This window comes from Tenacibaculum insulae (assembly GCF_964512435.1).
GTDB classification, from domain to species: Bacteria; Bacteroidota; Bacteroidia; order Flavobacteriales; family Flavobacteriaceae; genus Polaribacter; species Polaribacter insulae_A.
Genome location: NZ_OZ208512.1, coordinates 1623952 through 1645276, shown reverse-complemented (window position 1 = coordinate 1645276; position 21325 = coordinate 1623952). Strand labels below are relative to the sequence as shown.

Sequence of the window (21325 nt, the reverse complement as noted above, 5' to 3'; positions counted from 1 at the left end):
TTAATCTATTTTAAATCTTAATCCTGTGTAAAAATTACTTCCAAATACTGGAGCGTATATAATTGTGGTATCAAAACTTGAACCAAATGGATTATCTGCTCCTAATATCGGATTTTTTTGTTTATAATTTGTAATATTTTCTGCGCCTGCATAAACTTCAAACTTTTTAGAAAATACTTTTGTTACCTGTGCATTTAATAAGTTATAACTTTCTGAATGTTTTGGTAACTGGTATTGGGTTGGGTTTAACTGTGTATTTGGCAATCGCTGTTTACCTATCCAATTATAGGTGACATCAAATTTCCAATACGCATCATTTTCTTTTTTTGATGTTTCGTACGATACGTTTGCAAAAAAACGATGTTTTGCTTGCAATGCTTTATCAAAATTACCTGATTTATAATCAGTATTTACATCGTAATATTTATACGAAAAACGAGTGTTAAAAAACGGAATTATATTTTGATTTACCTCTAACTGAAAACTATTTGCAACACTTTTTCCGTTTAAATTATAAAATGATATTTCCTGCGGATTTTCCCAATCTACTACTACTTGATTTTTAAAATCAGTTAAATAAAAATCAAAAGTAACATCTCCTTTTTTGCCAAATAACTTATAACCTTGTAAAAAAGAAAAACCATAGTTCCATGCAATTTCTGGATTTAAACCATAAATTTCACCTCCAACATTATCAATATTTATTTGTCTTGATGAAGCAAAAAACTGTTGATTTTCAGCAAAAATATTAGCACTTCTTTTCCCTCTTCCTACCGAAGCTCTAAAAACTCCTTTTTCCCAAGCTGTATAACGAATATGCAAGCGAGGAGTTATAAAAGTTCCTAATAAATTATGAGCATCAACTCTTAAACCGGCGGTAATACTTAAATCTTCTGAGTTATCATATGCATATTCAAAAAAAGCACCAACCGAATTTTCTTTACGATCAAAATTTTGAGCAGTTGTTACTTTAACTAGCTCATCATATTTATCAAAAGTAAAACTAAGTCCGGTTTTAAATTTACTTCTTGTATCACCGATTATCGAATTGAAAATAAAGCTACTAAAAAAACTTTGATGCTGAATATTATAATCTCTTAAACCAAAATACGAATCTTGCTTATGATTACTGTAAGCTGCCTGCAATCCCATACTTTGAAATGGCAAATCAGGAAAAACATAACCCACTTTTGCTGAAGTATCAAATCGAGAAGTTTTAATTTCACTACCCCAAATGGTAGTTGAACCTTTATCTAAATCTGGATTAAAATTAACATCACCAACTTGTTTTTTATCATCTAAATATCTAAAATTAATAAAACTCACCCAACCTTTTTCAGCATCAATAAATTGCCAGCGATTCATAATATTAATTTGCTCCGCTAGTGGATTATCAATAAAATTATCATCATTTTTATCAAACTTTTCGCCTCTATAATTCCCATGAATATAAAGTCCTGTTTGCCATTTATCTGATACTTTTTTATTAAAATGAGTATTTAATTCTAACCTTCCTCCTGCAGATCCATAAGCATTTACAAAAACTCTATGGTTTGTATAAGGCTTTACTAATTCGGCATTTATTTGCCCAGAAATGCTTTCATAACCATTTACAACACTACCTGCTCCTTTGGTTATTTGAATACTCTCTACCCAAGTTCCTGGTGTAAATGACAACCCAAATGCTTGAGATGCGCCTCTAATAGAAGGAATGTTTTCTTGCGTAATTAACAAATAAGGACTTGTTAAACCTAGCATTTGTATTTGTTTTGTACCTGTTAAAGCATCAGAAAAATTAACATCAATTGACGGGTTTGTTTCAAAGCTTTCGGCTAAATTACAACAAGCTGCCTTTAATAATTCGGCACTATTAATTGTCATCACATTTTGAGCTTCTAAATACGATTTTTGAGTTGCACTCTTTTTTGATTTAACAGTAACTTCTGTTAACGTATTACTTTCTGTTAAAAAATGGTGAATTGGTTTTAAAGAGTTTACGGTAATTGTATCTGTTTTATAACCAACAAAACTAATCACTAATTTTTTATGCTCTTTTTTATACGGAATAGTAAACCACCCTTTTTCGTTGGTAGTAACTCCTGTATTAGTGTTTAACCAATAAACACTTGCTCCGTAAATTCCTAAGTTATCTTTAGGGCCGTTTTTATCCATAACCATACCTTTAAACTCTTGCTGAGAAAAGACCATGGAAGACATCAGTAATAATATACTGAATATATTTATTTTCATTATTTATACCATATTATGTTCTACAATTCTTATTAATAAAAAGAATTGTAAAATCAAATGGTAAAAGTTTCGTGAAGTACCTGAAGGTTAAAAATTAAATGAGGTGACGAATAATTTTTGTAAGAAATAAATTGTTTTTCAATATTTTGAAATAACAATTTGTAAGAAGCATAAAAAGCTACATATAATTTTGCTTGATGAAAACTTATTTTCTTTGAAGAAGCTTTTTGCATTTCCTCCTGTCCATCTATTTGCTGAACCTCGTCTTTACAACAACTCTCATTCTTTATAATACAAATATCATTTTCTCCTTCATTACATGCAGCATCCTCTCCTAAATAAGAGACATCAACTAAAAAATCGCCACAAAAGTGCTTTTCTACCGTAAAAGAAAATGTAGAAAAAAGCACTAAAAATGCTAATGATATCGTTGCTATTTTAGAAAACAGTAGTTTCATGGACTGCAAATATACAAAAAATTAAAAAATTGTTTTTTAAAACAATTCTTAAATCTATTTTTGCATGTTCTTAATTTTACCTTATATAAGGTACTCGAATAAAACTCATTAACTATGAACTTGATAGAATTAAAAAATAATATAGACACTATTGCTACAAGCAACACGACCAAAGAAGATAAATTACAGCAAATATGTGATTATTTAGCTTCGGAAATTTCATATTACGATTGGGTAGGTTTTTATTTTAAAAACGGAGATAAGGAAGAGCTAAAATTAGCGCAATTTAATGGCGAACCTACCGATCATACAATTATTCCTTTTGGTAAAGGAATTTGTGGTCAGGTAGCAGTTAGCAATGAAAACTTTGTTGTGCAAGATGTACAAGACCAAGACAACTATATTTCTTGTGGATGGAAAGTAAAATCTGAAATTGTAATTCCTATTTTTGTTAATAATGAAAATATTGGGCAAATTGACATTGACTCTCACACAGTTAACCCATTTACACCTAATGACGAGGCTTTATTAGAGTATGTTTGTAAAAAAGTAGCCGTTTTTATATAATTTTCACGTAAACGTTTGATTATTAGGATTTTTTTTCTTTTATTTGGGTAATTATATTAACCCTTACATAATCCCCTAAATTATGAGTACCAAAGAATATCCCTCTTACGCTGCGTTAGGCAACACTAACGCTCGTACAAAAGCGCAACAAACTTTACTAGAAAGATTTACAATATGGTTTCGCGATTTCTTAGAAAACGCAGAATAACACATTACATTTTTCATGTAAAAACACCAGCAAAACTAACCTAGTTTTGCTGGTGTTTTCTTTTATACAGAAACCAAAATAAGTATTGTGTAACCTTTAGGGTTTTAGTAGCTTTGTAAGCTTAACAACTCAACAACAATGAATAACACAAAAACTATTAAATCTGCCCTAATTTCTGTATTTCACAAAGACGGATTAGCACCTATTGTAAAAAAACTAGACGAATTAGGAGTCACTATTTACTCTACAGGAGGTACCGAAAACTTTATTAAAGAATTAGGTATTAATGTAGTACCAGTTGAAGACGTAACTTCATATCCTTCTATTTTAGGAGGTCGCGTTAAAACATTACATCCAAAAGTTTTTGGAGGTATTTTAAATCGTCAAGATCATGAAGGAGACGTTGCTGAAATGCAAGAATATAATATTCCGCAACTAGATTTAGTAATCGTAGATTTATATCCTTTTGAAAAAACAGTAGCTTCTGGAGCACCAGAACAAGATATTATTGAAAAAATTGATATCGGAGGAATTTCATTAATTCGTGCTGCTGCAAAAAACTTTAAAGACACTATTATTGTTTCTTCTATGGAACAATATGAAGGTTTTTTAAATCTTATTACCGAAAACAACGGAAATACAACGATTAGCGACAGAAAAAAGCTAGCTTCAAAAGCTTTTAACGTTTCTTCTCATTACGACACTGCTATTTTTAATTATTTTAATGAAGATGAAGTTGTTTACAAAGCAAGCGAAACCACATCTAAAACATTAAGATATGGAGAAAACCCACATCAAAAAGGTTATTTCTTTGGTGATTTAGATGCAATGTTTGATAAATTACATGGTAAAGAATTAAGCTACAACAATCTTTTAGATGTTGATGCTGCCATAAATTTAATAAACGAGTTTAAAGGAGAGGCTCCTACTTTTGCCATTTTAAAACACAATAATGCTTGTGGTTTTGCGCAAAGAGAAACTATTTACACTGCTTATGTAGATGCATTAGCTGGTGATCCTACATCTGCTTTTGGTGGAGTTTTAATTTCTAACACTAAAATTGATAAAGCAACAGCTGAAGAAATTCATAAATTATTTTGTGAGGTCGTAATCGCTCCTTCATACGATGCTGATGCCTTAGAAATATTAAAAGGTAAAAAGAATAGAGTTTTATTAATTCAGAAAGAAGTAAAATTACCTACACAAACTGTTAGAACTGCTTTAAATGGTGTGTTAATACAAGATAAAGATAATATTACTGATCAATTAGAGCACTTAAGTTATCCGACAGAGAAAAATCCAACCGAAGGTGAAATAGCAGATTTATTATTTGCTTCTAAATTGTGTAAAAACACAAAGTCTAATACAATTATTTTAGTTAAAAATAAGCAGTTATTAGCTGGCGGAACCGGACAAACAAGTAGAGTTGATGCTTTAAAACAAGCAATTGAAAAAGCAAATAGCTTTAATTTTGATTTAAACGGAGCAGTTATGGCAAGTGATGCCTTTTTTCCTTTTCCTGATTGTGTAGAAATAGCACATAATGTAGGAATACAAAGTGTAATTCAACCAGGAGGATCAATCAAAGATCAATTAAGTATCGATTATTGTAACAAGCACAATGTTTCGATGGTTTTTACTGGAACAAGACATTTTAAACATTAATTAAATTCGATGTAAAATACCCGCATATTTTTATTAGATTTGTGAGAATACATTAAAAACAAGAAAAACAACGGACTTTATATGGGATTTTTCGATTTTATGACGGAAGATATTGCTGTCGATTTAGGTACAGCCAATACACTGATAATCCACAATGGTAAAGTTGTCATAGACAATCCTTCTATTGTAGCACGTAACAGATTAACTGGTAAAATTATTGCCACAGGTCATGAAGCGAATAGAATGCAAGGAAAAACTCACGAAAACATCAAAACCATTCGTCCGTTAAAAGATGGTGTTATTGCAGATTTTCAGGCATCAGAAGAAATGATTAAAGAATTTGTAAAGCAAATTCCGGCCATAAAAAAGAAACTTTTTCCGCCTTCATTACGAATGGTTATTTGTATTCCATCAGGAATTACAGAGGTAGAAAAACGTGCCGTTATTGACTCTGGACGTCATATGAATGCCAAAGAAATTTATTTAATTTTCGAACCAATGGCAGCAGCTATTGGTGTTGGTGTTGATATTATGGAACCTAAAGGAAATATGATTATTGATATAGGTGGTGGTACAACAGAAATTGCTGTAATTGCATTAGCAGGTATTGTTTGTGATCAATCTGTAAAAGTTGCAGGAGATTTATTTACGAGCGATATTATGTATTATATGCGTACGCAACACAACTTATACGTAGGTGAAACTACTGCTGAAAAAATAAAAATACAAATAGGATCGGCTACTGAAGATTTAGAAAATCCGCCAGAAGATATGATGGTTCAAGGTCGTGATTTATTAAGTGGTAAACCTAAACAAGTACAGGTTTCTTATAGAGAAATTGCAAAAGCTTTAGACAAATCAATCTTACGTATTGAGGATGCTGTTATGGATACATTATCTAAAACTCCGCCTGAATTGGCTGCCGATATATACAACACTGGTATTTATTTAGCTGGTGGAGGTTCTATGCTTAGAGGTTTAGACAAACGTTTGTCTAGAAAAACAGATTTACCTGTTTATGTTGCAGAAGATCCTTTACGAGCAGTTGTAAGAGGAACGGGTATTGCATTAAAAAACCTTGAAAAATACAAATCTGTATTAATCAAATAACTTTTTAATGATTATTTATGCAACAGCTAATTTATTTCTTTCAGAGGTATAAAACATTTTTGTTTTTCCTTTTTCTCGAAATTATAGCTGTTGCATTAATCATTAATAATAATTCTTTTCATAAAAGTAAAGTTATTAGTTCTAGTAATTTTGTTACTGGAGGCATTTATGAAAAAGCTTCAGAATTTACAGAGTATTTAAGTTTAAAAAACAGCAACAAACTGCTTTCTGAAGAAAACACACTTCTTAAAAATAAATTAGAATTACTATACGCTGTAATTGACACCGTAAAAACAGCAATTCATCCGTCTGAATACAATCAACGATTTTTATTTATCAACGGAAAAATCACCAACAACTCTTATAGTAAAGCAAATAATTTTATTACTATTAATAGAGGATCAAAACAAGGTGTTACTAATGAAATGGCTGTAACGAATAGTAAAGGAATTATTGGAATTACAGATAATGTGAGCCCTAATTTTTCAAGAGTTCAATCTATTTTAAACTCTAAAAGTAGAATTAATGCTGGTTTTAAAAACAATAATTATTACGGTACCTTAAAATGGGATGGCGCAGATTACAATACTGTTCAATTAACAGACATACCACGTCAGGCAATTTTTAAAATTGGAGACACCGTTATTACAGGAGGTAAATCCACAATATTCCCTAAAGGAATACCTGTTGGATTTGTGAGTCAAATTCCTAAAAAATTATCTGCATCAAATACCATCAATGTAACATTGTTTAACGACATGTCTAATATCGGACACGTTTACGTTATTACAAATCTGAACAAAAACGAAATTAAAAAAGTAGAAAACAAGAATGAATAAAACGGTTTACATCATATTTTTATTCATTTCCCTATTACTTTTACAAGTATTAGTACTTAACAACATTCTATTTTTAGGCTATATAAATCCATACTTATATATCATTTTTATTTTTTTATATCCATTAAATACAAATCGATTTCCTTTTCTTTTTTTAGCGTTTCTATTAGGATTATCTGTTGATGCTTTCTCTGATTCAGGCGGAATGCATGCTTTTGCAACATTATTCATAGCTTATATCAGACTTTTTTTTATCAGAACTATTTTCAAAAAAAACGAACCAGATTACCTGTTATTTAATTTAAGGCTCGAAACTTTTGGTAAAGTTTTTAATTATACTGTAATTTTAACACTCATCCATCACTTCATTTTATTTAGTTTCATTAATTTTAGCTTTTATAACTTTCCAAAAGTTCTTACTAACACAATTTACTCAAGTATATTCACTTTAATATTGTATTTTTTAGGTAGCTTTATCTTCAGAAAAAAACTAACATAGTTATAAACAACAAACTAAAACTAATAAACATTTAAAATAATAAATGAAAAGAAGCTTCTTACTTATTTTTTTAATTGCTCTTGTTGGAATCATTTATATTTTTAGATTATTTCAACTACAAGTTATTCGTGGCGGTAATTTGAACCCTATTCAAAGCTCTGCCATTAAAATTGAGTACGACTACCCAGAGAGAGGTTATATTTACGACCGTAATGGAAAATTACTTGTTGCCAACCAACTGTCATATGATGTAATGGTTGTTCCGAAAGATGTTACTCCTTTAGACACTTTAGAATTTTGTGCTCTTTTAAAAATAGATAAAAAAAGTTTTATCAAAAGATTTAACAAAGCCAAAAGATATGCTCGCTGGCTTCCTTCTGTATTTTTAAAACAATTAGCAAAAGAAGATTTTGCTTACCTACAAGAAAAGCTACCCAAATACAAGGGTTTTTATATTCAAAAACGTATTATTAGAGATTACCCTGTAAAGTCATCTGCTAATATTTTAGGTTTTATTGCTGAAGTAAATGAACAAAAAGCAAGAACAAACAACTACTACGAACAAGGAGAATTAATTGGTAAGCTGGGTGTAGAAAAGCAATACGAAGGAATTCTTAGAGGTATTAAAGGAAAAAAGAGACTTAAAAGAAATAATTTAAACAAAATTACCGGATCTTACAAAGACGGAAAGTATGACACTCTTGCTGTTGCTGGTAAAGACATTACCTTAACGATTGATAGTGAATTACAACAGTATGGTGAGCTTCTTATGAAAGGAAAAAGAGGTGGTATTGTTGCTATTGAACCAAAAACAGGTGAAATTTTAGCACTTATTACCGCTCCTTCATACGACCCTAATTTATTAGTAGGACGAAAAAGATCGCCCAATTCTAGGAAACTTTTTAACGACACCATTAACATGCCTACTTTTGATCGTGGTTTACAAGCCATGTATCCTCCTGGGTCACCTTTTAAAATTCTTAACGGCTTAATTGGCTTACAGGAAGAAGTAATAGACGAAAAATTTGGTGTTTATTGCCATCATGGGTACAAATACGGAGCTCGAAAAAACGAGTTTATGGGATGTCATTGTGGTATTATCGGTAGACCTATTCGCTTAAAAACGGCAATTGCAAAGTCGTGCAATAGCTATTTTGCAACAACTTATAAAAAAATAATCGATAAGTCTGGTGATCCTAAAGAGGGAATGAAAAACTGGAACAAACATGTAGAAAGTTTTGGCCTTGGTAATTATTTAGGTTATGATTTACCTGCTGGTAGAAAAGGAATGATTCCGGATGCTGAATTTTACAACAGATGGTATAAAAACAGGTGGAGATCTACCTATACAATTTCTAACGCTATTGGTCAGGGCGAAATACTTACCACACCAATGCAACTTGCAAATATGACAGCTGCCATAGCAAACAGAGGCTACTTTTACACACCGCATATCGTAAAAAAAATCAATAATAAAACAGTCGTAGATTCAACATATTCAACTCGTAGAAATACAACTATAAACCCTAAACATTTTCCTGTGGCTATAGAGGCTATGCACGAAGTTTTTACTTACGGAACAGCCAGATGGTATCAAATAAAAGACATAGATATTTGTGGAAAAACAGGAACAGCAGAAAATAAAATTAAAATTATTGATGGAGAAAAAGTACAAGCACAAGATCACTCAATATTAATTGCATTTGCACCAAAAGAAAATCCGCAAATTGCCATGGCGGTTTATATTGAAAATGGAGGATACGGATCAACAATAGCTGCTCCAATAACAAGCTTAATGATAGAAAAATATATTAAAGGCTCTGTAACTAACAAACATCTTGAAGAGCGCATGATAAACATGAACCTTCAAAAAGAATATGATAAATTAATTAAAAAGAAAGATACACTTGCGACAGGAACGAAATAATATTTTTGAAGGCATTGATTGGGTACTAGTCTTACTATACATTTTGTTGGTAGGTTTTGGATGGATGAATATTTATGCGTCTTCATCTACTGATGAAACCAGAGAAGCTTTCGTTTTTTCAACAAAATACGGGAAACAATTAATCTTTATATCGCTTGCTATTCCTGTTATTATTCTAGTTCTTTTTTTAAATTCAAAGTTTTACGAACAATTTGCCAGTGTGCTATATATTATAGCACTGGTAATTCTTGCAGGTGTTTTAGTATTTGGTAAAAAAATTAACGGAGCAACCTCTTGGTATAATTTTGGAAGTATTAGTTTACAGCCCTCAGAATTTGTAAAAGCATTTACAGCACTTGCTCTCGCCAAATTAATGAGTGATCGACAATATAATTTGAAGCTAATAAAAAATCAAATAAAAACATTTATTGTAATATTTTTACCAGCCTTTTTCATCGCCTTACAACCTGATATGGGTTCTGTATTAATCTATTTTGCTTTCTTTTTTGTTTTAAATAGAGAAGGACTAAGTATTGGTTATTTCTTATTTGGATTTTTATCAATCATTTTATTTATACTAACCATTTCTTTTGGAGCCTTATCTATTCTTTCAATTTGCTTACTAATTATCACTTTAATCGTCTTATATGGTTTTTATAAAAACAAACGGTTTTTCCGTTTTAACGCCATCAAAATAATAAGTGCTTACTTATTTACTTCTTTATTTATTTTTGGTATTGGCTACACCTATGAAAACATCTTAGAACAACATCAAAAAGATAGATTTGACATTCTTTTAGGCAAAACTACCGACCTTAAAAACAAAGGATACAACACATACCAATCAGAACTAACAATAAGTTCTGGCGGACTTTTAGGAAAAGGGTTTTTACAAGGTGATAGAACGCAGGGTAAATTTGTGCCCGAACAAGAAACTGATTACATATATAGTACTGTAGGAGAAGAATGGGGCTTTTTAGGGAGTTCTTTAGTAATTATTCTATTTATGATTTTACTATATAGAATAATTTACCTGTCAGAAACTCACACCAACAAATTTGGAAGGATTTATGGTTACAGCATTGCCTCAATCATTTTCTTTCATGTAATAGTTAATATAGGCATGGTTATAGGCTTATTACCTACCATCGGAATTCCGTTGCCTTTTTTTAGTTACGGAGGCTCTTCTTTATGGGGATTCACTTTGCTTCTATTCATTTTTATACGATTAGATGCTCACAAAAAATATGATTGGTAAAAACAAATACCTAAACAAAAATATTTGTTCACATATAAGCATAAAAAAAGCTTCGATAAAATCGAAGCTTTTTTTATTTAAAACATTGTATCTTATAAAGATGCAACGTGTTTAGTTAATTTAGATTTTAAATTAGCTGCTTTGTTTTTATGAATAACATTATTCTTAGCTAATTTATCTAACATAGAAACAACAGTAGATAACATCCCTTCTGCCTCTTTTTTATCTTCAGAAGCTTTTAATCTTCTAACAGCATTACGAGTTGTTTTATGCTGATATTTATTTCTTAAACGCTTTGCGTCGTTACTTCTAATTCTTTTAATTGCTGACTTGTGATTTGCCATTATACTAAATTCTTAATTGTTTATAAAAAACTTTGTAGTCCGTACGGGAATCGAACCCGTGTTACCAGGATGAAAACCTGGCGTCCTAACCCCTAGACGAACGGACCAAAACAATCGTTCTGATTGCGGGTGCAAATATACAATACTTTTTTATATTTGCAATAATTTTATTTTTTTAATTAACTGTTTTTTAAAACTTAAATTCTTTCAAAACACTAATTAAGCACTGTAGTCCGTACGGGAATCGAACCCGTGTTACCAGGATGAAAACCTGGCGTCCTAACCCCTAGACGAACGGACCAAAACAATCAATTTTCTGATTGCGGGTGCAAATATATAAACAGTTTCTTATTTACACAAAAGTTTTTTTATTTTTTTTATCTCATCTAAAAAAATAAATAATTAAAGGTTTAGAAAGCCCTGTAAAACAAGGCTTTCCAAACTTTTAATTAATATGCTTTCGCAAATAAAACTCTTTTAGAAGATGGTTTTCCTGTTAAAACACAGCTTCCTTCTTCTTCAATTGCATCATTAGGAATACACCTAATCGTTGCTTTCGTTAGTTCTTTAATTTTATCTTCAGTTTCAATAGTTCCGTCCCAGTGAGCAGAAACAAAACCTCCTTTGTTTTCAATTACATCTTTAAACTCTTCGAAAGTAGAAACTTCCGTTGTATGCTCACTTCTATAATTCAATGCTTTTTTAAATAAGTTCTCTTGAATTTCTTCTAATAAGCTAGACACAACACTTACAACCTCATCAATAGAAACTGTTTGCTTTTCAAAAGTATCACGACGTGCAACCTCAACAGTACCATTTTCTAAATCACGATTTCCCATCGCTATTCTTACAGGAACACCTTTTAACTCATATTCAGCAAATTTTGCTCCAGGTCTAAAAGTATCTCTATCATCAAACTTCACCGAAACACCTTTTTTACGCAATTCTTTAACGATTACATCTACTTTTTCTGAAATAGCATTTAATTGCTCTTCTCCTTTATATATTGGAACAATTACCACTTGAATAGGAGCTAATTTTGGAGGCAACACTAATCCTGCATCATCAGAGTGCGTCATAATCAATCCACCAATTAAACGTGTTGAAACTCCCCAAGAAGTTGCCCAAACATGTTCTTTTTTCCCTTCTTTCGAAGTATATTTTACATCAAAAGCTTTTGCAAAATTTTGACCTAAAAAGTGAGAAGTTCCTGCTTGTAATGCTTTTCCGTCTTGCATTAAAGCCTCAATCGTTAAAGTATCATCAGCACCAGCAAATCGCTCGCTTTCAGACTTTGCTCCTTTTACCACAGGCATTGCCATAAAGTTTTCAGCAAAAGTTGCATATACTTCTTGCATTTGTTTTGCCTCTGAAATAGCTTCAGCTTTTGTTGCATGTGCGGTATGCCCTTCTTGCCATAAAAACTCTGCAGTACGTAAAAATAAACGAGTACGCATTTCCCAACGAACAACATTTGCCCATTGATTTATTAATAAAGGCAAGTCTCTATACGATTGTATCCATCCTTTATAGGTGTTCCAAATAATTGCTTCAGATGTTGGCCTTACTACTAATTCCTCTTCTAATTTAGCTTCAGGATCTACACGTAACTTCCCTTCATTATCCGGGTCGTTTTGTAAGCGATAATGCGTTACAACTGCACATTCTTTAGCAAATCCTTCGGCATTTTTCTCTTCTGCTTCAAACAAACTTTTGGGTACAAATAGCGGAAAATATGCATTCTGATGTCCTGTTTCTTTAAACATTCTATCTAATTCTGCTTGCATTTTTTCCCAAATAGCAAATCCGTAAGGCTTAATTACCATACATCCTCTTACTGCTGAATTCTCAGCTAAATCAGCTTTTACCACCAATTCGTTATACCATTTCGAGTAATCTTCGTCTCTTTTTGTTAAATGTTTGCTCATAATCAAAAGTTTGGCATAAATATTGTTATTTTTATGCGTAAATTGTCTTTGCAAAACTACATTAAAAAGGCTACAAGCCCAACAAAGAAATAACATTTTGCATGTCATTTTCGAATTAGTTTTTTATAATCTAAAAATTTAAGCGATGAAACTACATTACACCAATATTAAGTTACCTTATTCTATTTTATCATTACTCTTTGTGGCAACATTTTTTTCTTGCGGAACTTCACAATCTGTAACAAATAGCAATGATGGTATTTACGCTGATGAAGAACCACAGCGAAAAGTTATTGTTGTTGATGAAAATGAATATAAAGAATATGAACAAAATTACTTTACAAAAGAAATTGAGCGTTTAGGTGCTTTAGAAGGAACCGACATTATTACCGATATTGAAAATTATTCTACTGATGAATATCTAGAGGAAGAAGAGGAATATATTGATGAAGAACCGCAAAGCAGCATTTCGTATAATAATGAGTCTTGGGGACAAGAAAACAATAATAGTGATGTTGTTATTAATATAAATACATCACCAGGATGGGGATATTATAATAATGATTATTACTGGGCTCATGTTTATGGTTACAGACCGTGGTGGAGACCTTATTATTACAACAACTATCATTGGTATGGTTACAATTCTGGATTTCATGTAGGAATGGGCGGTTTTTACCGACCTTATTACCATCGCCCTTATTATAGAAATCACTATAACAGACCTTATAGATACAACAACCGTTATTATAGACCTCGCAGAGGATCAAACCCTAACAGAGGTTACAGAACTACTTCTTCTAGAAGAACTTCTACAAATAATAAATCTAAACGAACTACCTCAAAAAGAGCTTCAAGTACATATAGAAAAAACTCTAATACGAGAAGAAACAGTGGCGCACGTTCTAACAGAGGAGTAAGATCAACCAGAGGAAGTTCTACAAGAGGAGGCTCTACAAGAGGAGGCTCTACAAGAGGCACAAAAAATAGCAGATATAATAAAAGCTACAACTCTAACGGAAACAGATCTAGTGGCGGTAATAAAAGAGGAAATCGTAGCTCTCAAAATAGTTCTACCAAAAATCACAGATCATCCACTAAAAACAACAGTAAGTCGACTAAAAGGAATTCATCTAGCTATAAAAAAACTTCAGAAAACAGTAAAAACTATTCTTCTAAAAAAAGTAACAGTTCTAAAAGTTATTCAAGACCAAGTAGAAGCTCTCGAAGTTCAAACAGCCAATCATCATCAAGAAGCTCATCGCGAAGCAACAATAGCTCTAGCAGAAGCTCATCTAGAAGTAGAGGTTCTAGAGGTGGTAGAAGATAATTTACGAACTCGTTTTTTAATCAATTCATAAAAAAAATGAAACAACTTTTAACTTTAGCGATATTTATCGCCAGTACATATACAGCCTTTTCTCAATCTTTAAACTATACAGATTTAGGTATTTTATTTTCGCAAAACGAACATTATGGTTCTGCTCGTTTTGAAGCAATGGCAGGTGCATTTGGTGCATTGGGTAGCGATGTTTCTTCTATTACTATTAATCCGGCAGGAGGTGTTGTATCTAAAAAAAACTCATTTTCTGTAACTTTAGGAAACCGAAATACTGATAATAATATTGGTTATTATGGCGATAATTTTAACAATCAAGACAACTATTTTAATATAACACAAGCAGGAGCGGTACTTTCTTTCGATTCTGAATATGATTCTGACTGGAGTCGTTTTGCTTTGAGTTTTAATTATAGTATGAAAAAGGATTTTAGCAATTCTTATAGCCTAAGTAACGGTCAATATTTAAAATACTACGAACACGAAAACGATACAAAAGTTAATAAAACCCAGTTTTTAAACTCTATAGATCATAATTTCAGTAATTCATTTGAAGGAGAAACAAGTGTGTATAACTTCGGATTTTCAGCAGTACATCAAAATAAACTTTTTGTAGGTGCTTCTATAAATTTTCACGACATCAATTTTACACAAACTACACATTTAGAAGAAGGTAATGAAGACAACAATGGAAACATATTAAATGCTTATAACCTTACTGATACAAGCATGCAAGGAAACGGATTTTCGCTTAGTTTAGGATTTATTTATAAACTAAACAACAACTTTCGTTTTGGTTTAGCTTATGAAACACCCACTTGGTATGAAGAAATTGTTGAGCAATATTACGATAGGCTAACCATGAATAGAATAAGCAGCCTAAATTTAAGTCCGTATTACGACGTGATTGATGATTACCCAAATAGTTTTCGTTTTAAATCACCTGGTAGAATAACGGCAAGTGGAGCCTACATTTTTGGTAAAAAAGGATTAATTAGTGCAGATTATACTTATAAGGATTATAAAAATATTAAATACAGAGAAAGTGATCCAACACTTTTAAAAGCAAATCAAAGTTTTTCTGATAATTTAAGAGCAACCCATGCTTTAAACATTGGTACAGAATGGCGTTTTGATAACATGAGTGTTAGAGGTGGTTATCATTATGAAAAAAACCCGAATTTAGTAAGCGCTTACGGAGGAAACACAAACAAAGACAACCTAAGAGGTTTTACACTTGGTTTAGGTTACAATTTTGGAAATGCAGTGTTTGATTTATCGTACCGTAAATCGGAAACTATAAGTTATTACACCTTAAATAACCCTGGAGATACGACTGTAAATAATAACAGTTCTAGAATTTCAGGTACAATTACTTTTAACCTATAATTTTCGCATTAAAAAACAATATTAGAATCCTGCTTTTTGCAGGATTTTTTATATACCAATATCTCGGTTTTTTACCGTAATTTTGCACTTCATTTTACAACTTATGAGTACAATTAAAATAAACATACAAGAAACCAATAACGAAACCATTCTTAAATTTGTAAGTAACACAATTTTAGTAAACGGAGGTAGTTACGAGTTTAACAATATAGACGAAGCTAAAAACTCACCTTTAGCACAACAACTTTTTTACCTTCCGTTTGTAAAAAAAATATTAATTACCGCTAATTTTATTGCAATTCAACGTTATGACATTGTGCAATGGGAAGACGTTGAAGAAGAGGTTCGCGAGCAAATTGAAAACTATTTACAAGAAGGAAACAGCCTTGTAAAAGAAGAAACTACCAAAAAGGAAGCAGTTGAAGTATATGCTGAAGTTACTCCGAATCCGGCAGTAATGAAATTTGGTACTAATAAAGCACTTACTCAAACTGATGTTGAATTTAAAAACATTGAAGAAGCTAGTAAATCATCACCTTTAGCTCAACAATTATTTAGTTTTTCATTTGTAAAAGAAATTTTTATTTCTGAAAACTACGTTTCTATTACAAAGTATGATATGATAGAATGGAACGAAGTACATCAAGAAGTTCGTACTTTTATTAGAAACTACATTCAGGATGGTAAAACTATTATTCAAGAATTACCAAAACAACAAACAAAGCAGAATGTTGAAATTCCGAAGGAAGATTTAACAGATACTGAAGCTAAAATTGTTGATATTTTAGATGAATATATTAAACCCGCAGTAGCATCTGACGGAGGAAATATTGCATTTCAATCGTACGATAAAGAAACAAAAAGAGTTAGCGTTATTTTACAAGGAGCTTGTAGCGGATGTCCATCATCAACAGTAACTTTAAAAAATGGTATCGAAACCATGCTTAAAGATATGTTACCAAACCAAATTAACGAAGTAGTTGCTATTAACGGATAATTTTTATAAAAACCAGATGTCAAAAACGATCAAACCATACAAAGATTCTGAATTAGGAAAAAAGGAACAAGTTGCAAAAATGTTTGACAATATTTCTGAAGATTACGACGGATTAAACCGCGTTATTTCATTAGGAATTGATGTTAGTTGGCGAAAAAAAGTAGTAAAATTAGTTGGCGAAAATAATCCGCAACAAATTTTAGATATTGCTACCGGAACAGGCGATTTAGCTTTAATGATGGCAAAATTAAATCCTAAAAAAATTACTGGTTTAGATATTTCTGCTGGTATGTTAGAGGTTGGCAAACAAAAAATAGCCAAAGCTAACTTATCAGAAAAAATTGAAATGATTGTTGGTGATAGCGAAAACATGCCTTTTAACGACAATACTTTTGACGCTATTACGGTTTCTTTTGGGGTTCGTAATTTTGAGAATTTAGACAAAGGTTTAACAGAAATATTACGGGTTTTAAAACCAGGAGGTAAATTTGTAGTGTTAGAAACCTCTAACCCAACTAAATTTCCTTTTAAACAAGGGTATAAATTTTATACCAATTTTATTTTACCTGTTATTGGTAAAATATTCTCAAAAGACAAAGTTGCTTACTCTTATTTATCAGAAAGTGCAAATTCTTTTCCTTTTGGAGAAGCTTTCAACAATATTTTACAAAAAAATGGGTTTAAGAGTGCAAAGAATTTACCTGTAACTTTTGGAGTTGCATCAATTTACACCGCTTTAAAATAGTATGTTAAAAAGAATTTTACTCTTCAGTTTTTTCGGATTTTTCACAATTACCTTTCAAGCACAAAGGGAAAAAATTTTAAATCTTCCTAGTTTTGATAAACCTGTTTTTCATTACGGATTTTATTTAGGATTAAATAATAACGGATACAAAGTAGGCTACAAACCAAGTTCTTTTAATAATGCTGAAATAGAAGTAACCTCATCTGTAGGATTTAACGTAGGTTTAATTGCCGATTTAAAATTACATCATAATGTTAATTTAAGGTTCGAACCAGGGTTAATATCTAACACTAAAACTTTAGTTTTTAAACACATTGCTGGTCCTGATAATGTAAAAACAAGAGAAGTTGGCGCAACTTATTTACATTTACCTTTTATTTTAAAACTAAGTACTAATAGACTTAATAATATAAGACCTTATGTTTTAGGCGGAATATCATACGACTATAATTTTTCTAGCAACGAAAGTAACAGCAACGATAATTTTGGTGGTGAATTTAGGACTACTTCTAGTAATATAATGTACGAAGTAGGTGTTGGAGTAGATTTTTACTTAAATTACTTTAAATTCTCTCCTTCTATTAGAGGTATTTTTGCCGTTAATAACGAAGTTGTTTATGACAATAAAGCTAGTCAATGGACAGACCCTATTGACTTTTTAGGCACGCGAGGAATTTTCCTCCATTTGTCTTTCGAATAAATCTAAAACCACTTTTTATAGTGGTTTTTTTATACCCAATAGTTAAAAAACTTCTTCTTGAAATAAGTGTAAAAAAAAATGACCATCTTTCGATGGTCATTGAGGTAAAAAATACGTTTTTACCTATAAGATAGAAGTCCCCCGAAATCTATCATTTTCGTAATGCTTTTTAAATCTGCTTGACAAATATAAAATAAAAACCTTAAAAATGTTAATTTTTCACAACTATTTTACTGTCTACCACATCTTTAATAGGTAAAACTACTTTTTCTTTGCTTGTTGTTACAGTTAAACAAATGTTATCTATTGCAGTAACCACACCTTCTACATCACCAATAACAACCTTACTTCCTATTGTTACATTTTTTCTTGAATAATAACCATAAAGCAACCTTGCAACTACTTCTTTTGCTCCTAAACCAAAAGCCAAAGTAAATGCTAAAAGCACCGAACCTATTAATAGCGTTAAGTTGCTTTTTATAACAGAAGTATCAACTCCCGCTTGATCTAAAGCTGTTATTGACAAGAAAACTACTATTAAATAAAAAGCAATATTACCTACTAAGTTACCTCCAGAAATCTCTAAAGACTTAAACATCCCTTGTATGGCTTTTTTAACCATAGTACCCAAATAAGCACCTGCTACAAAAATTCCTAATGCGGTTAATAATTTAGGTAAGTATGCAAAAAAACTTTTTATTCCGTCAGAGAGTACATCTAATCCAAATATATCTGAACCTGCCATTACAAACATCAATATTAAAAACCATTTTAACACGGCTAATATTACCTTTGTGAGTACGATATTAATTGTTGAATTGCCAAAAATTTCAGTTTTCTTAAGTTTTTTAGACCATTCATCTATTTTTGTTTTAGCCAATGCTTTCTTTACTAAAAACAAAAACACTTTAATTATTAACCAAGCTAACACAACAAAACCAATAAAGCCTAAAGCTTTTGGTAATGAATCAATAATACTTTGAAAAATATTTTGAAAAGGTTTTAAAATATCAATTTGTAATGCATTCATAATTTTGGTATTCGTTCGTTTGTCTATTTATTCTTTTGATTCTTTTTTAGGCGCTCCACCTCCTAATAAATCGGCAATTGTATTTGGGTATTTCACCACAAATAAATCAGCCATATCTATTGATAGCTTAATCATTGCCACATCACCTAACACTTTTTGTTTAAGTACCTCTGGCAGTTCTTCGTTATGTAATATTTTTTTAAATGGATTTTCCATAATTATTACAGTTCGTTATAGGCTATTATAACTTTTTGTTTTGCTCTTTTTAATCGCATTTTTACAGCACTCTCCCCTAATTCTAAAGTATCAGCAATTTCTTTAATACTCATATCATCTTGATATTTCATTAAAAGAATCATTTTTTCTGAAGCCTGAATAAGTTCTAGTGCTTTGGCTAACTTATCTGATTTTAATTCAAATAACTCAGCGTCATCAATCTCATCTTCGTTACTATCTTCTTTTATTTGATCGGTAACAACAGTTACTTTTTCCTTTTTCTTCTCTTTATTTCTTTGCACATAATTTACACAGAAATTATAGGTAAAAGAATACAACCAGACCAGGTAGAAAATTTAGACTTCCCTTTAAAAGTTCTTAATTTTACAAATAGGCGAATAAAAACATCGTGTGTTAAATCTTGTGCTTCTTCTTTATTTTTAGAAAAACCATAACATTTATTATACACAATGCCTGCATAACGGTCATATAAAACAGCGAATAAATGAGTATCATTTTTTTCTACTATTTTACTAACCAGCGCTTCATCACTTAGTTTTGTATCGTCAGTACTTTTCAACAACTAATTATAGTTCTTATGTTATAGTTTTGGCTTGCAATTAATTAAGACACCTTTATATAAAAAAGGTCACTATTTCTTCTTTTTAAGAAAACAAATTTAACGTTTCTTTAACGATTATAGTATTTAAATAAAAAAGTTTTATTTTTTTGTAACATTATTAAAGCAGCATACGTATAAGTTAGTGTAGACCGATTGATGAATTAAAAATATTACTTAATTAGATGAGACAACTAAAGATTACCAAGCAGGTTACTAATAGAGAAACCGCATCATTAGATAAATATTTACAAGAAATAGGAAAGGTAGATTTAATTACTGCTGATGAAGAAGTTGAGTTAGCACAAAGAATTAAAGCTGGTGACCAAAGAGCCTTAGAAAAATTAACGAAAGCTAATTTACGTTTCGTTGTCTCGGTAGCAAAACAATACCAAAACCAAGGATTAACATTACCCGATTTAATTAACGAAGGTAACTTAGGGTTAATTAAAGCAGCAAAACGTTTTGATGAAACTCGTGGTTTTAAATTTATCTCATACGCTGTATGGTGGATTCGTCAATCTATATTACAAGCATTAGCAGAACAATCTCGTATTGTACGTTTACCATTAAACAAGATTGGTTCTATCAACAAGATCAATAAAATGTATGCCTTTTTAGAGCAAGAAAACGAAAGACCTCCAAGTCCGGAAGAAATTGCTAAAAAGTTAGACATGACAGTGAACGACGTAAAAGAATCAATGAAAAACTCTGGTCGTCACGTATCAATGGATGCACCATTAATTGAAGGAGAAGATTCTAACTTATACGATGTATTAAACTCAGGAGAATCACCAAATCCAGATAAAACATTATTACACGAATCTTTACGCATCGAAATTAATCGTGCCTTAGAAACCTTAACACCTCGTGAAGCGGATGTTGTAAAATTATACTTCGGATTAGGAGAACACCAACCAATGACTTTAGAAGAAATTGGTGAAACGTTCGATTTAACTCGTGAGCGTGTGCGTCAAATTAAAGAAAAAGCAATCAGAAGATTAAAACATACTTCTAGATCTAAAATATTAATGACATACTTAGGCTAGAGGTCGCAGATTGCATTAAGTATCTCACTCATGCGCTATCAAGCATGAAACATATATAAAACTCTCGAATTAATTTTCGGGAGTTTTTTTATTTGAAGCCTTTTCCTGCTTTCACTACTCGCTTTTTTCTCATCCTTCAAAAAAGAGCTCACACAAACCGTTCAATCAGGGCTAAACATATTTATAAA

The 21325-nt window shown here is 31.2% G+C and carries 21 protein-coding genes and 2 tRNA genes; 13 read left to right on the top strand and 10 right to left on the bottom strand.

Annotation, left to right across the window (positions count from 1 at the left end; all coding sequences use genetic code 11):
- A complete protein-coding gene (locus tag ACN5J5_RS07605; protein ID WP_418644330.1) occupies window positions 1–2172 on the bottom strand; it encodes a TonB-dependent receptor in 2172 nt (723 codons plus the stop codon).
- A 131-nt stretch (window positions 2173–2303) separates the two neighbouring features.
- Window positions 2304–2708 carry an HYC_CC_PP family protein gene (locus tag ACN5J5_RS07600; protein ID WP_418644329.1) on the bottom strand — a complete coding sequence of 135 codons (405 nt, stop codon included), beginning with the start codon at window positions 2706–2708 and terminating at the stop codon, window positions 2304–2306.
- A 114-nt stretch (window positions 2709–2822) separates the two neighbouring features.
- On the opposite strand from ACN5J5_RS07600, the gene ACN5J5_RS07595 reads away from it, so the two are divergent.
- From ACN5J5_RS07595 to rodA, 7 genes are all read left to right on the top strand, one after another.
- Window positions 2823–3275 carry a GAF domain-containing protein gene (locus ACN5J5_RS07595; RefSeq protein WP_418644328.1) on the top strand — a complete coding sequence of 151 codons (453 nt, stop codon included), beginning with the start codon at window positions 2823–2825 and terminating at the stop codon, window positions 3273–3275.
- A 346-nt stretch (window positions 3276–3621) separates the two neighbouring features.
- The gene (purH, locus tag ACN5J5_RS07590; protein WP_418644327.1) at window positions 3622–5148 is read left to right on the top strand and encodes a bifunctional phosphoribosylaminoimidazolecarboxamide formyltransferase/IMP cyclohydrolase; all 1527 of its coding nucleotides are present in this window, start codon (window positions 3622–3624) and stop codon (window positions 5146–5148) included.
- A gap of 81 nt (window positions 5149–5229) precedes the next feature.
- Window positions 5230–6258 (top strand): rod shape-determining protein, encoded by a 1029-nt coding sequence (locus tag ACN5J5_RS07585; RefSeq protein ID WP_418644326.1) that lies wholly within the window; start codon window positions 5230–5232, stop codon window positions 6256–6258.
- Window positions 6259–6275: 17 nt separating this feature from the next.
- Window positions 6276–7097: a rod shape-determining protein MreC gene (gene mreC / locus ACN5J5_RS07580; RefSeq protein WP_418644325.1), complete on the top strand. Its 822-nt coding sequence runs from the start codon at window positions 6276–6278 to the stop codon at window positions 7095–7097.
- A complete protein-coding gene (mreD, locus tag ACN5J5_RS07575; RefSeq protein ID WP_418644324.1) occupies window positions 7090–7596 on the top strand; it encodes a rod shape-determining protein MreD in 507 nt (168 codons plus the stop codon). Before mreC ends, mreD begins: the two co-directional genes overlap by 8 nt.
- Window positions 7597–7639: 43 nt before the next feature.
- Window positions 7640–9523 (top strand): penicillin-binding protein 2, encoded by a 1884-nt coding sequence (gene mrdA / locus ACN5J5_RS07570; protein ID WP_418644323.1) that lies wholly within the window; start codon window positions 7640–7642, stop codon window positions 9521–9523.
- A complete protein-coding gene (gene rodA / locus ACN5J5_RS07565; RefSeq protein ID WP_418644322.1) occupies window positions 9504–10781 on the top strand; it encodes a rod shape-determining protein RodA in 1278 nt (425 codons plus the stop codon). The genes mrdA and rodA overlap by 20 nt, the downstream gene beginning before the upstream one ends.
- Before the next feature lie 92 nt (window positions 10782–10873).
- Here rodA and rpsT read toward each other — a convergent pair whose 3' ends face one another.
- The 4 genes from rpsT to proS all read right to left on the bottom strand — a co-directional run bounded on the left by rpsT (window position 10874) and on the right by proS (window position 13053).
- Complete coding sequence (gene rpsT / locus ACN5J5_RS07560) at window positions 10874–11125, bottom strand: 30S ribosomal protein S20 (RefSeq protein ID WP_418644321.1); 252 nt, start codon at window positions 11123–11125, stop codon at window positions 10874–10876.
- A 35-nt stretch (window positions 11126–11160) separates the two neighbouring features.
- Window positions 11161–11232: transfer RNA gene (locus tag ACN5J5_RS07555), tRNA-Glu, on the bottom strand.
- A gap of 122 nt (window positions 11233–11354) precedes the next feature.
- Window positions 11355–11426: transfer RNA gene (locus ACN5J5_RS07550), tRNA-Glu, on the bottom strand.
- Between the two features lie 148 nt (window positions 11427–11574).
- Window positions 11575–13053, bottom strand: a complete 1479-nt coding sequence (gene proS, locus ACN5J5_RS07545; protein WP_418644320.1) for a proline--tRNA ligase — start codon at window positions 13051–13053, stop codon at window positions 11575–11577.
- Window positions 13054–13198: 145 nt separating this feature from the next.
- On the opposite strand from proS, the gene ACN5J5_RS07540 reads away from it, so the two are divergent.
- The 5 genes from ACN5J5_RS07540 (at window position 13199) to ACN5J5_RS07520 (ending at window position 18223) form a co-directional block, all read left to right on the top strand.
- Window positions 13199–14383, top strand: coding sequence for a hypothetical protein (locus ACN5J5_RS07540; protein ID WP_418644319.1), 1185 nt, complete (start codon window positions 13199–13201; stop codon window positions 14381–14383).
- Window positions 14384–14419: 36 nt separating this feature from the next.
- Window positions 14420–15781 carry an OmpP1/FadL family transporter gene (locus ACN5J5_RS07535; protein WP_418644318.1) on the top strand — a complete coding sequence of 454 codons (1362 nt, stop codon included), beginning with the start codon at window positions 14420–14422 and terminating at the stop codon, window positions 15779–15781.
- Between the two features lie 103 nt (window positions 15782–15884).
- Window positions 15885–16778 carry a NifU family protein gene (locus ACN5J5_RS07530; RefSeq protein WP_418644317.1) on the top strand — a complete coding sequence of 298 codons (894 nt, stop codon included), beginning with the start codon at window positions 15885–15887 and terminating at the stop codon, window positions 16776–16778.
- Window positions 16779–16794: 16 nt separating this feature from the next.
- Complete coding sequence (gene ubiE / locus ACN5J5_RS07525) at window positions 16795–17523, top strand: bifunctional demethylmenaquinone methyltransferase/2-methoxy-6-polyprenyl-1,4-benzoquinol methylase UbiE (RefSeq protein WP_418644316.1); 729 nt, start codon at window positions 16795–16797, stop codon at window positions 17521–17523.
- Window position 17524: 1 nt separating this feature from the next.
- Window positions 17525–18223, top strand: coding sequence for a porin family protein (locus ACN5J5_RS07520; protein WP_418644315.1), 699 nt, complete (start codon window positions 17525–17527; stop codon window positions 18221–18223).
- Between the two features lie 211 nt (window positions 18224–18434).
- On the opposite strand, the gene ACN5J5_RS07515 is transcribed toward ACN5J5_RS07520, so the two are convergent.
- From ACN5J5_RS07515 to ACN5J5_RS07500, 4 genes are read right to left on the bottom strand one after another with little or no spacing between them, the layout of a single operon-like run.
- On the bottom strand, window positions 18435–19253 hold the full coding sequence (locus tag ACN5J5_RS07515; protein ID WP_418644314.1) for a mechanosensitive ion channel family protein: 819 nt from the start codon (window positions 19251–19253) through the stop codon (window positions 18435–18437).
- Window positions 19254–19280: 27 nt separating this feature from the next.
- Window positions 19281–19469: a hypothetical protein gene (locus ACN5J5_RS07510; RefSeq protein ID WP_418644313.1), complete on the bottom strand. Its 189-nt coding sequence runs from the start codon at window positions 19467–19469 to the stop codon at window positions 19281–19283.
- A 5-nt stretch (window positions 19470–19474) separates the two neighbouring features.
- Complete coding sequence (locus tag ACN5J5_RS07505; RefSeq protein WP_418644312.1) at window positions 19475–19771, bottom strand: RNA polymerase sigma factor; 297 nt, start codon at window positions 19769–19771, stop codon at window positions 19475–19477.
- Window positions 19772–19776: 5 nt separating this feature from the next.
- Window positions 19777–20049, bottom strand: a complete 273-nt coding sequence (locus ACN5J5_RS07500) for an RNA polymerase sigma factor (protein ID WP_418644311.1) — start codon at window positions 20047–20049, stop codon at window positions 19777–19779.
- A 224-nt stretch (window positions 20050–20273) separates the two neighbouring features.
- On the opposite strand from ACN5J5_RS07500, the gene ACN5J5_RS07495 reads away from it, so the two are divergent.
- The gene (locus ACN5J5_RS07495) at window positions 20274–21137 is read left to right on the top strand and encodes a sigma-70 family RNA polymerase sigma factor (protein ID WP_028890199.1); all 864 of its coding nucleotides are present in this window, start codon (window positions 20274–20276) and stop codon (window positions 21135–21137) included.
- Window positions 21138–21325: the final 188 nt, after the last annotated feature.